General features: G+C 47.1%; 10 protein-coding genes. All 10 read left to right on the top strand.

Annotation, left to right across the window (positions count from 1 at the left end; all coding sequences use genetic code 11):
- Positions 1–211 precede the first annotated feature (211 nt).
- Positions 212–1,567, top strand: coding sequence for a flagellar filament capping protein FliD (fliD, locus tag LMS44_RS18950; protein ID WP_498946090.1), 1,356 nt, complete (start codon positions 212–214; stop codon positions 1,565–1,567).
- A gap of 175 nt (positions 1,568–1,742) precedes the next feature.
- Positions 1,743–3,095, top strand: a complete 1,353-nt coding sequence (gene fliD / locus LMS44_RS18945; RefSeq protein WP_498946088.1) for a flagellar filament capping protein FliD — start codon at positions 1,743–1,745, stop codon at positions 3,093–3,095.
- A gap of 148 nt (positions 3,096–3,243) precedes the next feature.
- Entirely contained in the window at positions 3,244–4,113 is an 870-nt protein-coding gene (locus LMS44_RS18940) for a flagellin family protein (protein ID WP_498946086.1), read from the top strand.
- 415 nt (positions 4,114–4,528) lie between these two features.
- The gene (locus LMS44_RS18935) at positions 4,529–5,398 is read left to right on the top strand and encodes a flagellin family protein (protein ID WP_498946086.1); all 870 of its coding nucleotides are present in this window, start codon (positions 4,529–4,531) and stop codon (positions 5,396–5,398) included.
- A gap of 188 nt (positions 5,399–5,586) precedes the next feature.
- The gene (locus LMS44_RS18930) at positions 5,587–7,890 is read left to right on the top strand and encodes a glycosyltransferase family 4 protein (protein ID WP_498946084.1); all 2,304 of its coding nucleotides are present in this window, start codon (positions 5,587–5,589) and stop codon (positions 7,888–7,890) included.
- Positions 7,891–7,913: 23 nt separating this feature from the next.
- Positions 7,914–10,073: a hypothetical protein gene (locus LMS44_RS18925; RefSeq protein ID WP_498946082.1), complete on the top strand. Its 2,160-nt coding sequence runs from the start codon at positions 7,914–7,916 to the stop codon at positions 10,071–10,073.
- Between the two features lie 17 nt (positions 10,074–10,090).
- Positions 10,091–11,089: a UDP-N-acetylglucosamine 4,6-dehydratase (inverting) gene (gene pseB, locus LMS44_RS18920; protein WP_498946080.1), complete on the top strand. Its 999-nt coding sequence runs from the start codon at positions 10,091–10,093 to the stop codon at positions 11,087–11,089.
- Positions 11,089–12,261 (top strand): UDP-4-amino-4,6-dideoxy-N-acetyl-beta-L-altrosamine transaminase, encoded by a 1,173-nt coding sequence (gene pseC, locus LMS44_RS18915; RefSeq protein ID WP_498946078.1) that lies wholly within the window; start codon positions 11,089–11,091, stop codon positions 12,259–12,261. The genes pseB and pseC overlap by 1 nt, the downstream gene beginning before the upstream one ends.
- Entirely contained in the window at positions 12,258–12,971 is a 714-nt protein-coding gene (gene pseF, locus LMS44_RS18910) for a glycosyltransferase family protein (protein ID WP_498946076.1), read from the top strand. Before pseC ends, pseF begins: the two co-directional genes overlap by 4 nt.
- Positions 12,952–13,932 carry a glycosyltransferase gene (locus tag LMS44_RS18905; RefSeq protein ID WP_498946074.1) on the top strand — a complete coding sequence of 327 codons (981 nt, stop codon included), beginning with the start codon at positions 12,952–12,954 and terminating at the stop codon, positions 13,930–13,932. The genes pseF and LMS44_RS18905 overlap by 20 nt, the downstream gene beginning before the upstream one ends.
- Positions 13,933–13,936 lie beyond the last annotated feature (4 nt).

The following is a 13,936-nucleotide window of genomic DNA, read 5'->3' as shown; positions in this document are numbered from 1 at the left end:
ATCTATTATTTTGATTTTTCTTATTAATTGGCGATGGCTGTTACGTTTCATTACTTTGAATAACGTCTTGACACGAAAAAAGAAGAAGAATATTTAAGTTATTCTTCACCTAGCCGAGGTTTTAAGGTAATCGTATTAAAAACAGTGCTACGTATTGCTTAATGAAGGAACGCGAATCGTAGCTACATGTATTCAAAAAAGGCATTGGTTTATGGCTGCTATTACATCACTAGGCATCGGTTCTGGTTTGGATCTGAATGGCTTGCTGGAGCAATTAAAAACGGCAGAACAAGCAAAGCTTGAGCCTATTGCGGAACAGCTCCAGTCTGAAGATACGAAAATATCTGCCTATGGTAAGTTGCAAAGCGCGCTTGAGCAGTTTCAAAGCTCAGCCGAAGCACTCAATGATGGGGCGTCATTCGAGAGCCTAACAACCAATGTAGAAGGCAGTGCTGTTGGCGCTGTTAGCAGCAATGAGGCCCAGCCAGGTCAGTACGAAGTACAGGTCGGCCAGTTAGCTACAGCCAGTAGCCTAGTAACAGAGCGTTTGGAAACAGCAGACGAAAGCATAGTGACTGGGGAGCAGTCATTAACCTTTACTCTTGCTGACGGAGCTATGGATCCCATTACCATTGCCGATGGCAGTTCCCTTGAAGATATGCGTGATGCTATCAATCAACAGAGTGATGGCCGCTTAAGCGCCTCTATTATCAACGACGGTGAAGGGTATCGTCTTGCAGTAAATTCGACGGAAACGGGTGCGGACGCGAGTATTGAAAGCACAAACTTTTCAGACATTCTTGCTGGCGATGTACAAACGACTGATGCCCAGGTAGTTCAAGCGGGTCAGGATGCAGAGTTTAACGTCAATGGAATTGACATTGTCAGCCCTACCAATCAAGTGGAAGGCGCTATTCAAGGCATTACCCTGAACTTATCTGAGGCGGGTGCAACAAGCACAGTCAGCGTTGAGCAAGATAGTGAAGCTATCCGCGAGCAGGTCACGGCCTTTGTTGATGACTTCAACACGCTCAAGGACACCATTACCAGCTTGACGGCGTTTGACGAAGAGACTGGGCAGGCGGCGGGGTTGAACGCCGATGCCACGACTCGTGCGGTTGAACGAGAGCTTCGTCAAACAATTAGCAGTGTTGTCGGCGGTGATGGCTTTAGCGTGTTGTCGGATGTAGGAATTTCGCTTCAAGTAGACGGCAAGCTGGAGATTGACGAAGATAAATTAGATAGCATTGTTGCTAATCAGCCAGATCAGCTAGCCAATTTTTTTGCAGGCGATAGCGAAGAGGGTGGCATGGCAGGGCAAATAGCCTCATCGCTTGAAAGCTTGGTTGGAACAGGTGGGCGTCTTGAAAATGCTGTTGATTCATCTGAACGTCGCTATGCTTCGTTAGAAGAACGTTTTACGACCACTGAAAGCCGTATCGAACAAACTGTAGACCGTTATAGAACGCAGTTCCAAGCAATGGACGGTATGGTGGCGCAAATGAATCAGACCAGTGCCTATTTGACCCAGCAGTTTGCCGTGTTGGGACAGCAAAACCAAGGTTAAGCAGATAAACTAGCTAAATTAATAGCTTACAAGATGCCCTGCACTATGTGCTGGGCATTTTTCTTTGCAATGCTTTAAAAACAGCTTAAAAAAGGCATTACCTCTAAAGTTTGTTCCTCCGCAGCCGATAGATTACCTAGACACCTTTCTCTACTTCTTATAAGGAATGAGCCCCATGGCATCGATCACAGCACTCGGTGTAGGTTCTGGATTGGATCTCTCAGGTTTGGTAGAACAGCTTAAAGTTGCCGAACAGCAAAAGCTTGTGCCTATTCTAGAGCAGAAAAGTGCTCAGCAAACCAAGATTTCTGCCTATGGGCGCCTTGAGTCAGCAATGGATAGGGTGCAAACCTCTATTGCTGCGCTGAATGAGGCCTCTACGTTTAAGCAGCAAAAAAGCACCGTGACGGGCGATGGCGTATTGGCGACCGCAGGCGAAACCGCTAATGCCGGGCGCTATGAAGTAACCGTTACCCAATTGGCTCGCGCAGGCAGCGCTGCTTCCAACAGCGTAGCGCTAGACCAAGAGCTAACAGCAGCCGATGCGACGCTAACGCTTAACTTTGGTGCTGGCGGTACCCAAACAAGCTACGACGTGACTATTTCAGCAGGCAGTACGCTGGCGGATGTCCGTGACCAGATCAATGCGGATAAAGAGTCTGGTGTCACTGCTTCTATCGTTAATGATGGCACTGGATACCGCTTAGCGCTGAGCTCAAAGGAGACAGGCCAAGAAGCTTCACTGGAGGGCTTCTCAGGTTTGGCATCGCTGACCATGGATGCAGCCACCCAGCGTTCAGGTCAGGACGCTGAGCTGAACGTTAATGGCATTGCTATCACCAGCAAAACCAATCGCGTTGAAGAGGCAATTCAAGGCGTAACGCTGGATCTCACGGCGGCTTCTGGTGACCCCGTTACGCTGGTAATCGAGCGTGATGACGCGTCGCTGAGAGGGGCCATTGACGAGTTCGTTAAAAACTATAACGAAATGAAATCCACCGTTGGTCGAATGACCGCATACAACGGCGAAGGCGAAACGTCTGGCGAGCTAGTGGGCGACCGCACCGTGCGTACCATTGAAGACCGCCTACGCCGGGATATTACTGACAACCTCGGCACCGGCGATATTTCACGCCTTTCACAACTGGGCATCGCCATTGATGAGAAGGGGCGATTAAAGGTCGATGAGGATAAGTTGGACGATGCAGTAGCCAACAACCCAGAGGGGCTATCTGCCTTCTTTGCGGGCGAAACCGAAGAAGGCGGCTTTGCTGGGCGCTTAAACGCCACGCTTGAAGGTATTACGGCAGAAAACGGCATCATTCAAAGCTCAGTGACTAGTGCTGAGCAGCGGGTTGACAGCCTGGACGAGCGTAAGCTTCGTATGGAGGCTAGTATCGAGCGCAGCACAGAGCGTTATCGTAAGCAGTTTGGGCAATTGGATGGCTTGATCGCCCAAATGAACTCCATGAGCAGCTATCTCTCCCAGCAGTTCAGCATGTTGGGTAATATGCAGAAAAGTAATTAAGAAAGCAGTCGGGATAGTTACAGTGCGTTACATAAAAAAGAGTGATTTTTTCTAAAGAGTTGGGTGGTGCTGCCGTTAATTATAATAACGGCAACGCAAGTGCCGCAAAGCAGGCCTCTAGGCCAGTTAATATCCAAGGAGCACTCACATGTCTGTAATCAACACTAACATTACGGCCCTGATTGGCCAGAACAACCTGTCCAACTCCCAGTCTATGCTGGCTAAAGCGCAAGAGCGTTTGTCCTCTGGTCTGCGCATTAACAGCGCCTCTGATGACGCTGCTGGTCAAGCCATCGCCAACAAAATGACTGCTCAGATCAAAGGCATGGATCAAGCTAGCCGTAACGCTAGCGACGGTATCTCTCTAGTACAGACCATGGAAGGCGGTCTTGATCAAATCAACGACAACCTGCAACGTATTCGTGAGCTAGCGGTACAGGGTGCCAACGATACCAATGCCACAGAAGACCGTGATGCCATCGTTACTGAGATCAACGAGCGTCTGGCTGAGATTGATCGTGTAGCTGGCAGCAACAACTTTAACGGCACTAACCTGCTGAACGTTAGCGGTGGCGGTACTCTAAATATTCAGGTTGGCTCCAATACTGAAGATGAAGACGTTATTACTGTTACTACACTTGACGCTACCGTTGAAGGCCTGGGCTTAAATACAAATGCTGCGGTCACTGCCTCTGAATTTGAAATTACTTCAGGTGGTGCCGCAGGTGTTGTACACGATGAGTTCCAAAGCCTGGTTGATTCTGTTGATACTGCAACTGAGTCACTGGATACCAACCGTGCGACCTTGGGTGCTACGCTGAACCGTTTTGACTCGGTGATCGATAACCTGGCGACGACGTCTACCAACCTTTCTGAAGCTCGTTCGCGTATTGAAGATGCTGACTACGCCGTAGAAGTGTCTAACATGACGCGCGCTAATATTCTCCAGCAGGCCGGTACTTCCATGCTGGCACAGGCTAACCAGACGCCGCAGTCTGTACTGTCTCTGCTGGGCTAATATCTCAGCCAGTAATGCTATAAAGAAAGTATCGACGGGGCCAATAGGCCCCGTTTTTGTATTTAAGCTTGCTAATCTCGATGTTATTGGGGAGGGCTAGCTTTTGTTGAAATGATAAGATCGAGTACCGTTTATGATTAAGCCCCTGTTTCATACAGTTGGATCTCTCCGGTGGCACCAGCATGACCCTACAGCAAAATATAGGTACTGAGTGCGACCGATGCGGTAACGCGAGAAGGGGGCTGCCTGTGCATGTTTAGCACTATGAAAAGTAACTAGATAAGTTACAGCACTTTACATAAAAAAGAGCGATTTTTTCTAAAGAATTGGGTGGGGCTGCCGTTAATTATAATAACGGCAACGCAAGTGCCGCTAAGCAGGCCACAAGGCCAGTTAATATCCAAGGAGCACTCACATGTCTGTAATCAACACTAACATTACGGCCCTGATTGGCCAGAACAACCTGTCCAACTCCCAGTCTATGCTGGCCAAAGCGCAAGAGCGTTTGTCTTCTGGCCTGCGCATTAACAGCGCCTCTGATGACGCTGCTGGTCAAGCCATCGCCAACAAAATGACTGCTCAGATCAAAGGCATGGATCAAGCTAGCCGTAACGCTAGCGACGGTATCTCTCTAGTACAGACCATGGAAGGCGGTCTTGATCAAATCAACGACAACCTGCAACGTATTCGTGAGCTAGCGGTACAGGGTGCCAACGATACCAATGCCACAGAAGACCGTGATGCCATCGTTACTGAGATCAACGAGCGTCTGGCTGAGATTGATCGTGTAGCTGGCAGCAACAACTTTAACGGCACTAACCTGCTGAACGTTAGCGGTGGCGGTACTCTAAATATTCAGGTTGGCTCCAATACTGAAGATGAAGACGTTATTACTGTTACTACACTTGACGCTACCGTTGAAGGCCTGGGCTTAAATACAAATGCTGCGGTCACTGCCTCTGAATTTGAAATTACTTCAGGTGGTGCCGCAGGTGTTGTACACGATGAGTTCCAAAGCCTGGTTGATTCTGTTGATACTGCAACTGAGTCACTGGATACCAACCGTGCGACCTTGGGTGCTACGCTGAACCGTTTTGACTCGGTGATCGATAACCTGGCGACGACGTCTACCAACCTTTCTGAAGCTCGTTCGCGTATTGAAGATGCTGACTACGCCGTAGAAGTGTCTAACATGACGCGCGCTAATATTCTCCAGCAGGCCGGTACTTCCATGCTGGCACAGGCTAACCAGACGCCGCAGTCTGTACTGTCTCTGCTGGGCTAATATCTCAGCCAGTAATGCTATAAAGAAAGTATCGACGGGGCCAATAGGCCCCGTTTTTTGCTTGTTACATTCTTTGAGCTTACTGATAGCGAGAACACCTACTTAAATACAGGCGCATTCGCGCCTTTACTCACAGCGCTAGCGCGGTAAGCTGGGTAAATTGCCATTTTTCTCTGTGAGCCGCTTTCATGGTTAAGACCCCCGCTGCAACCGCAATTCAAAAACGCAAACCCCGCCTGCTTTGGGCTAATCCTTCCTGCTTATTGGATACCTCCAGCGGTGCCAGCATGACCGTGCGGCAAATGTTGCTACAGCTGGTGGCGCGTGGCTATGAAATTCAAGTGTTGGGGGCAACCATTTTTGATAACCCCAAGGGAATGGGACCACTCAAGGAACAATTCCCTGACCTAAACGCTCATCTGCATCAAGTGATCGAAGTCGAGGACGGCCCGCTGAACCATCAATTGGTGGTTAGTTATAGCCACAACCGTAACCATTTTACTTCTCATGAAGAAAGGCTTTGGCATAGCCAGTACCTCTACATGCTTGATTCATTTAAGCCAGATGTTGTGTGTTTCTACGGCGGACTAACTCTGGAAATGCTGATTGCCGATGAAGCGCGCGACCGCGGTATTCCTGTTGCGTTCTACTTGGCCAACGGTAATTATCAGGCATCACGCTGGTGTCGAGATGTGGATTTGATTCTTACCGACAGCCAAGCCACTGCGGATATGTATCGCAAAACGGTGGGTTTTACCGCAAAACCGGTGGGCAAGTTCATCGCCCCGGAAAGCTTCATTGCCGAACAACATGAGCGCAGTCGGCTGCTGTTTGTTAATCCTAGTTGGCAAAAAGGTGCCACCGTGTTTGTGCAACTGGCAGAAAAGCTGGAGCGAGAAAGGCCCGATATTAAGCTTGAAGTGGTAGAAGCCCGGGCCGACTGGCCAGCTGTACTGCGGGAGACCACAAGCAGAATGGGAGAGCAGCGTAGCTCTTTAAGTAATGTCATGGTGACGCCTAACACCAGAGATATGCGTGGCCCTTATAGCCGAGCCCGTGTGGTGGTTGCGCCTAGCTTATGGTGGGAAAGCTCTGGGCGTATGCTGGCTGAAGCGATGCTTAACGGTATTCCGGCGCTCATTACCAACCGCGGCGGTATGCCCGAAATGATCGGCGACGCTGGTATCGCTTTTGATTTCCCGGATGAGTGCTATAAAGAGCCCTATCAACATCTGCTTAGCGACGATGAGCTTCAACCGCTAGTGGATGCAGTCATCAGCCTCTTCGATGACGAAGAGCTGTATCTGGATTATGTGGCTCGCGCCTGGCAGGTAGGCAAAGAGAAACACCACCTTGACCGCGCCACTGATCGTCTAATTAACGCTTTAACGCCCCTTGTAGGGCTACGTGCTGGCAACAAAGATTTCGCCATTACCCAGAAGAAGCGCCACCGCCAGCGCCTAACCTATCGGGCAACCAAGCCTGAATTCAAGGTCGATAACTCTCTGCAACAGTTGGTGGGCGCTAAGTCGGTAGCTAAGCTGGATGATGAGTCACAAGCGCCACGGCTTTGGCTGAATGATGACTTTGCTTGGCAGTTCAAAGGTAAAGTTGTCGTACTCGACAACCGTGCCAGTTTGATTAAAAGTGGTCTTGCTGACCAGATGGCAGCGACGAAAGCATTCGGCATTGTCGCTTTTGACCCTGCTAGCGAAGTAAAGGACGCCAAGCAATTCGAAGGCAGTGAGTATATTCAGTTGTTCCAGCACGCCCTGCTAGGCGATGGAAAAGCGGCTACGCTTCATGCTTGTGTAGCCCCTGAAATGACCAGTATTCTTACGCCACTGTCGGCCGAACAACTCCCTAAACGCCGCCAGCTAGGCGCAAAACCTTTAGCTGAACTGCCTATCAATACCGTGGCGTTAGATAGTATTGAAGGACTAGGTAACCTCGACTGGTTGATTCTCGATGAACTGAGCGATGCCATGAGCGTGCTAGAATATGGCAAAAAATCGCTCATAAATACACTGCTGCTTCAGGCACGTGTTGTCTTCCAGCCTACTCATCAACGCCAACCAAATCTTGCAGAGCTACAGCACTGGGCCTGCCGACATGGTTTTCGTTTCTACCGCTTCCATAACATCAGTCAATATAGCCATTTGCCTGAAGAGTTAAACGCCCGTGTACCTTGTGCCACTGAACAGGAAAGCGCCGACGTGCTATTCCTGCCAAGCCACGAGCGTATGGCTAAACTGAGTGAGAAAGAAAGAATGAAGCTTGCCTTTATTCTAAGTGCAGTTTTTGCAGCGCATGACATGGCTTTTGAGTTGGTTGCAGACGTTAGCCAGGATAGAGCGCTGGAGTTTCTTGAAGCTCAAAAGCTACTTCCTCCTGCCGTTGAAAAAGATAATAATGCACTGTCTCCAAAGATTAATTCAGCTAAAGCTGCTTTTTTGGGGCAGGATGATAACCTTTTTGAATTGCTTAGTTGATCTATTTAGAGGGAACAGGTTTTATGTTTGCTGATGAAAAATTTTCTGTTTTTGATGAAATCGTTTCTATTCTCCCTGATGACTATGCATTAACTTATTCACCACTTATAAGAGAGAGTTTTCATTTCTGTCTTAAAGAAGTTAATCGAAAGGGAGCGGTTGCTTTTAAGGGAGGAGTGACGCTCTCAGGAGTGAGCTCTAACAACTACCCAGAAAAAAAGGATATCAAGAAAATTGGTTATTTTTTTGACGAAGAATTTTTGAAAAATGTCATTAAAGGTTTTGAGAGTAAAGGGGTGAAAGTTGAAAAGCTAGAGCTTCTCCCTGCTCAATTTAAAAGGGTATTAAGTAATAAGCAGAAAGAGGAAATTGATTTTTTTGACTCTATGCTTCAGGAGTATTTTGGCACCAGTATTCGATCAAGCTTAAAAGATAGATTTTATTTAATGAATGGGATGGTGGCTGACTACTATAATTTGTTGAAGAATTCAGGCGTTGATGCCTTGGTTTTTCGAGTTTATTATGGCCTGTATTATTTCCCTATTATTCTCGCTTGTAAAATGCTGGGTATTACAGTTATTGATATCCAACATGGGATTAATGGGTTTAAGCACCCTTGCTATTCAAGGTTTAAGAAAAATGAGATTGGCAGCCCATTACTTCCAGATGTTTTTTGGACATGGAGTGATATGGCAACAAAAATGCTAATAAAAGATAGTCATATTGCTGCAGGAGCTTCCATTATTGAGGGTGGTAATCCTATCTTTTCTACTCATCTTCACGGGAAAGGGAAGAAAATCCTATATACTCATCAACCACAATCGAAAGGAATTCCTGTTCCCATTGAGGAAATTAAGCGTATTGCTCAGATTAAAAAAAGGGAAGTGGTTATCAGGCCCCATCCATTGCACGTAGATGAGGCAAAAGATGTTTTTAATTTACTCAAAAAAGAGGGGGTGAAATCTAAGATTGAAGATCCAAGTAAAATTACAATCAACGACTCTTTGAGTCAATCGAGTGTCCATATAACTTATTCTTCAACATGCGCATTAGATGCATTGAATTTCGGTATTCCTTCAGTTTATTGTCATCATTATATTGGCGATGTTGAAAAAGAATTTTCCACTGGGCTTCTTTTTAAATTGGATGAAATAAATAAGAAAGATCTGTTTCCATCGCCGAGCAAAAGAGTTGATTATAGTTTTGGTAGCGCGGAAAAGTTGGGTGTTGGTATTGAATCACTTTTGAATCAGAAAAAAGAGTTTGTGTCAGATCATAAAGTAGATGTAGGGAAGTGGGGGGAGGTGTTAAAAAATAAAAAAATTGATATGACTGATATTGTTAAGATTAATGATGAGACAGTCGATTATGTTAAAAGCCTCTCTCTTTTGGATATTAAGGAAAGGTGTGATGATATCACTTTTGATAACCTGGATGATGTCGAAAAAGTTAGTGCTTGTTTAGATAGGACAGGTATTGTTATTGTACCTGGTTTTGTGTCGGAAGAAATTTTAAGTGATATAGAAAGAGTGGTTAATGATCTTCATGAAAGGATGCAGTTTTTTTTCTCTTCAGGTAAAAATTTGGAAGAATCTGAAGAAATGCTTATCCAGAAAGGTGTTGCTAAGCTTTCAGGTTATGACCAGTTATCAAACTATGATAAGGCAGTTGCGCAGGTGAGGCTGGGTAAAGTTGGGCAAGATAGAGGTATGATTGATATATTTAACGTTGACCTGGCATACCCTAGCCTTAATAAGTTAAGAAATATTTATGAAGGTTCAAATATACTTCGAGTTGTCTCTGGTGGGGACAAGCGCGCTAGTTGTAAAAATTTAAATTTTTATCTAAATGAGGGTGTTGTCGAAACTCGAGGGTTTCATGCCGATTCTTATTCTCCTCAGTTGAAAGCATTTATATACTTAACTGATTGTAGTTCACTTGATGATGGGCCTTATGCGTATGTAAAAGGAAGTCACAAAGATAGTAAGTATCGTCGTTTCAATATGGGCATCTCAAGTGTTCTGCCGAACAGAACCGAAGCTCCCTTTGTTGAAAAGGAAAACATAATTCCTGTTATGGCTAAAAAAGGGGCACTTGTGATTTCTGATCAAAGCGGATTCCACCGTGGCTTTCCACAGAATAAGGGGCATCGTCGTGCAGTTGCCGTGATGAATATTAGATAAATATATAGGAATTAATTATGTTTAATGATGTAAGTATTCTTGTGACTGGCGGTACAGGCTCCTTCGGTCATACATTTATTCCTATGCTGTTGGCTCGCTATAACCCTAAAAAAGTTATTATTTTATCCCGTGATGAAATGAAACAATGGGAGATGGCTAAGAAGTTTGAAGGGGACTCCCGTGTGCGCTTTTTTATTGGTGACGTGCGGGATCGCGAACGCCTTTATCGTGCACTCGACGGAGTGGACTATGTTGTTCATGCCGCGGCGACGAAGATTGTCCCTACAGCTGAATACAACCCTTTTGAATGCATAAAGACAAATGTTATCGGAGCTATGAACCTTGTAGATGCCTGCATCGATAAAGGCGTAAAAAAGTTGGTTGCACTCTCAACTGATAAAGCCAGTAGTCCAATTAATTTGTATGGCGCAACAAAGTTAACGTCTGATAAGTTATTCGTTGCAGGCAATCACTATGCTGGTCATAGTTCCACTCGTTTTTCTGTGGTTCGTTACGGTAATGTAATGGGATCACGTGGCTCGGTGATTCCATTTTTTATGTCAATTAAAGAAAAAGGCGTGCTGCCGATTACTGACGAGCGCATGACGCGCTTTATGATTTCACTGGAAGAAGGTGTTGAACTGGTTTGGCACGCTTTTGAGGATATGGAAGGTGGGGAAATCTACGTCAAAAAAATTCCGTCAATGAAAGTAACAGATTTGGCGCGAGTTATCGCTCCCGATGCTAAGCAAAAGGTAGTCGGTATTCGCCCTGGGGAAAAGCTACACGAGCAAATGATCAGCTCCGAAGATGCCTATTATACTTACGAATATCCTGAACATTTTAAGATATTGCCACAGATCAATAATTGGGATAAAGACGCCAACCGTATCAAAGACGGTAAGCTTGTGCCGGACGGTTTCGTCTATTCGAGTAATAACAATACTGAATGGATGACAGACTCTGACTTGCGGGCCTGGATTAATCAAAACCGCGAAAAAATGGGAGCTATTTAATGATCCCTTACGGCCGCCAAGAGATTATTCAAGCGGATATCGATGCTGTGGTCTCGGTGCTGGAGTCCGACTTCCTTACCCAAGGGCCGCAAGTACCGTGCTTTGAGCAGTCAGTAGCCGAACATGTAGGTGCAAAGCATGCCTTGGCAGTCAATAGTGCTACCTCAGCACTACATCTTGCTTGCCTAGCGCTAGGGCTTGGTGAAGGTGATTGGCTGTGGACCTCGCCGATCACCTTTGTTGCTTCAGCTAACTGTGGGCTGTACTGCGGTGCAAAGGTAGATTTTGTGGATATAGATCCGCTCACCTATAACCTTTGCCCTAAAGCGCTAGGATCAAAGCTGGAAAAAGCACAAAAAGCAGGGCGCTTACCTAAGGTGGTTGTTGCGGTGCATCTAAGCGGTCAGCCGTGCGATATGCAGGCGATTAACGCGCTCAGTCAGCGTTATGGTTTTTGCCTTATCGAAGATGCTTCCCACGCCATAGGTGGTAAATACCAGGGCGACTATATTGGCAGCGGACGTTACAGCGATATCACTGTATTTAGCTTCCATCCTGTAAAAATCATTACTACCGCCGAAGGTGGCATGGCGGTGACTAACAGTGATGAATTAGCTCATAAGATGGCAATGCTGCGCAGTCACGGCATTACCCGTGACCCTGCGCAAATGACGCGTGAAGCCGATGGCCCTTGGTATTACCAGCAGGTGGAGTTGGGATACAACTATCGCATGACCGAACTGCAGGCTGCGTTGGGCATCAGCCAGATGAACCGAGTGGATGCGTTTGTTGCTCGCAGGCACGAATTATCTATCCGTTATGACGAGCTATTAAAAGACCTACCCGTAACCACACCCTGGCAGCATCCAGATAGCTACTCTGGTCTGCATCTATACGTAATTCGCCTGCAGCTGGGCGCAATTACCAAAACACACCGTCAAGTGTTTGAGTGTCTGAGAGAACAGGGAATCGGTGTTAACCTGCACTACATCCCCATTCATACTCAACCGTATTATCAGGAAATGGGGTTTGAGGAGGAGGCTTTCTCTCAAGCAATGCAGTATTACCGGGAAGCCATCAGCCTACCAATGCACCATGGGCTGGCAGATGAGCAGCAGGATGACGTAGTGCAGGCGCTGGAAACGGCTCTGAATACTGAGGGTTTTTTATGAACCGAGTGGCGATCATCCCTGCACGCGGCGGCAGCAAACGCATACCTCGCAAAAATGTGAAACCATTTTTTGGCAAACCGATGATTGCTTGGTCGATTCAGGCAGCACGGGAAAGCGGAATGTTTGATCGCATCATTGTCTCTACTGATGATGAAGAAATAGCACAGGTGGGAAAGGCCTATGGCGCTGAAATACCATTTTTACGTCCGGCAGAGCTTAGTGATGATCACACAGGTCTGACACCTGTCATGCGCCACGCTATTGAATGGTTGCAAGGGCAAGGGGATTCTCCGAGTATTGTTGCTTGTGCCTACGCTACAGCCCCATTTCTGAGGGCGGTCGATCTGGCTGCCAGTGTTTCACTATTTGAGAAGAATCCGGATACAGATTATGTACTGGCAGTTACTCGTTTCCCATCTCCTGTCCAGCGCGCATTTATAGCGGAGCACCAAGGTTACCTAAAGTTTTTATTTCCTGAATTTTCCACTATGCGAAGTCAGGATTTACATGAAGCCTACCATGACGCGGGTCACTTCTTGATGGGGCGTGCGGATGCCTTCATACAGTATCCAACAAGTATGGCAGGCAATACTTTACCGCACTGGATTCCTCGCCTGCTTTGTCAGGATATAGACACTCCCGAAGATTGGGCACATGCCGAGGAGCTCTTTGCCTTTATGCAGGCGAGGAATGAACCCGTTGATCACTAGTGGCATCACCCTCATAACCGAGGGCTATGCAGAGATCGGTTTCGGACACATTCGCCGTAGCATAACCCTTGCCCGTGAATTGGCCAGTTCAGTGCCGGTTCAGATATGGGTCGTTTCCGAATCCAGTCACTTGGAAGAGGAAATCGCTATCCACTTCAAAGAACTGAATGTGTGTTGTGGACCCCTCCCAGATCAACTTTCAGGAGTGGAAATTGTTGACCTTGAGCCTGATAGTGCGCGCCGCCATCTGAGTCGGACACAGGGAAAAGTCAGCCAGCTGTGCCTTGACTATTTTAATCCTGAACTGCTACCAACAGTTACAGTCAACTTGTTTGATCATAGCGGTGAGATGGAAGCTGCGTATTGTGCCGCAAAGCAAAGCGACTGTTATATGGAGGGGCCTGAATACGCTATTATTCGGCCTTCCATCCAATCCCATCGACCGCCTATCCCTCCAGTTATAGCGGAAGTTAAGCACTTGGTGCTGACTTTCGGAGGTGCAGATCCGGCAGGAAACACGCTGAAGGCGCTACTGCATTTGAAAGAGCTTGTATCTTCAAGCACCGGCATCACAATCATCCTCGGACCATTGACATCTTCAGCCTACGAAAAGCAGGTTCGTGCTCAAGCTCCCCCAAATGTTGCTGTCCTGCGCGCCCCAGACAATTACGATGCTATTGTTGCCACCGCTGATGTTGTACTCAGTAGCGGCGGTGGGACCCTATTGGAAAGCCTGTGTTTGGCGAAACCCACCGTTGTTTTCCCTCAGACAGCTGCCGAGGACAAGCATGCAAGGTTCCATGTACAAGCCAACGCCTGCGTTATGGAATCAGACCTGCATCAGGTTTTAAGCAAGCCAGCGTTGCGAAACGCCCTGGCAGCAAATGCACACCGCCGGGTTGATAGCCATGGGGTCGAACGCATCGCAGAGATGGCCCTGAAACTACTGTCAGAAAGGTAGGTTA

The sequence above is a fragment of the Halomonas profundus genome (genome assembly GCF_020865425.1).
In the GTDB taxonomy this organism is placed as follows: domain Bacteria; phylum Pseudomonadota; class Gammaproteobacteria; order Pseudomonadales; family Halomonadaceae; genus Vreelandella; species Vreelandella titanicae.
This window is presented reverse-complemented; position numbering and strand designations above follow the sequence as displayed.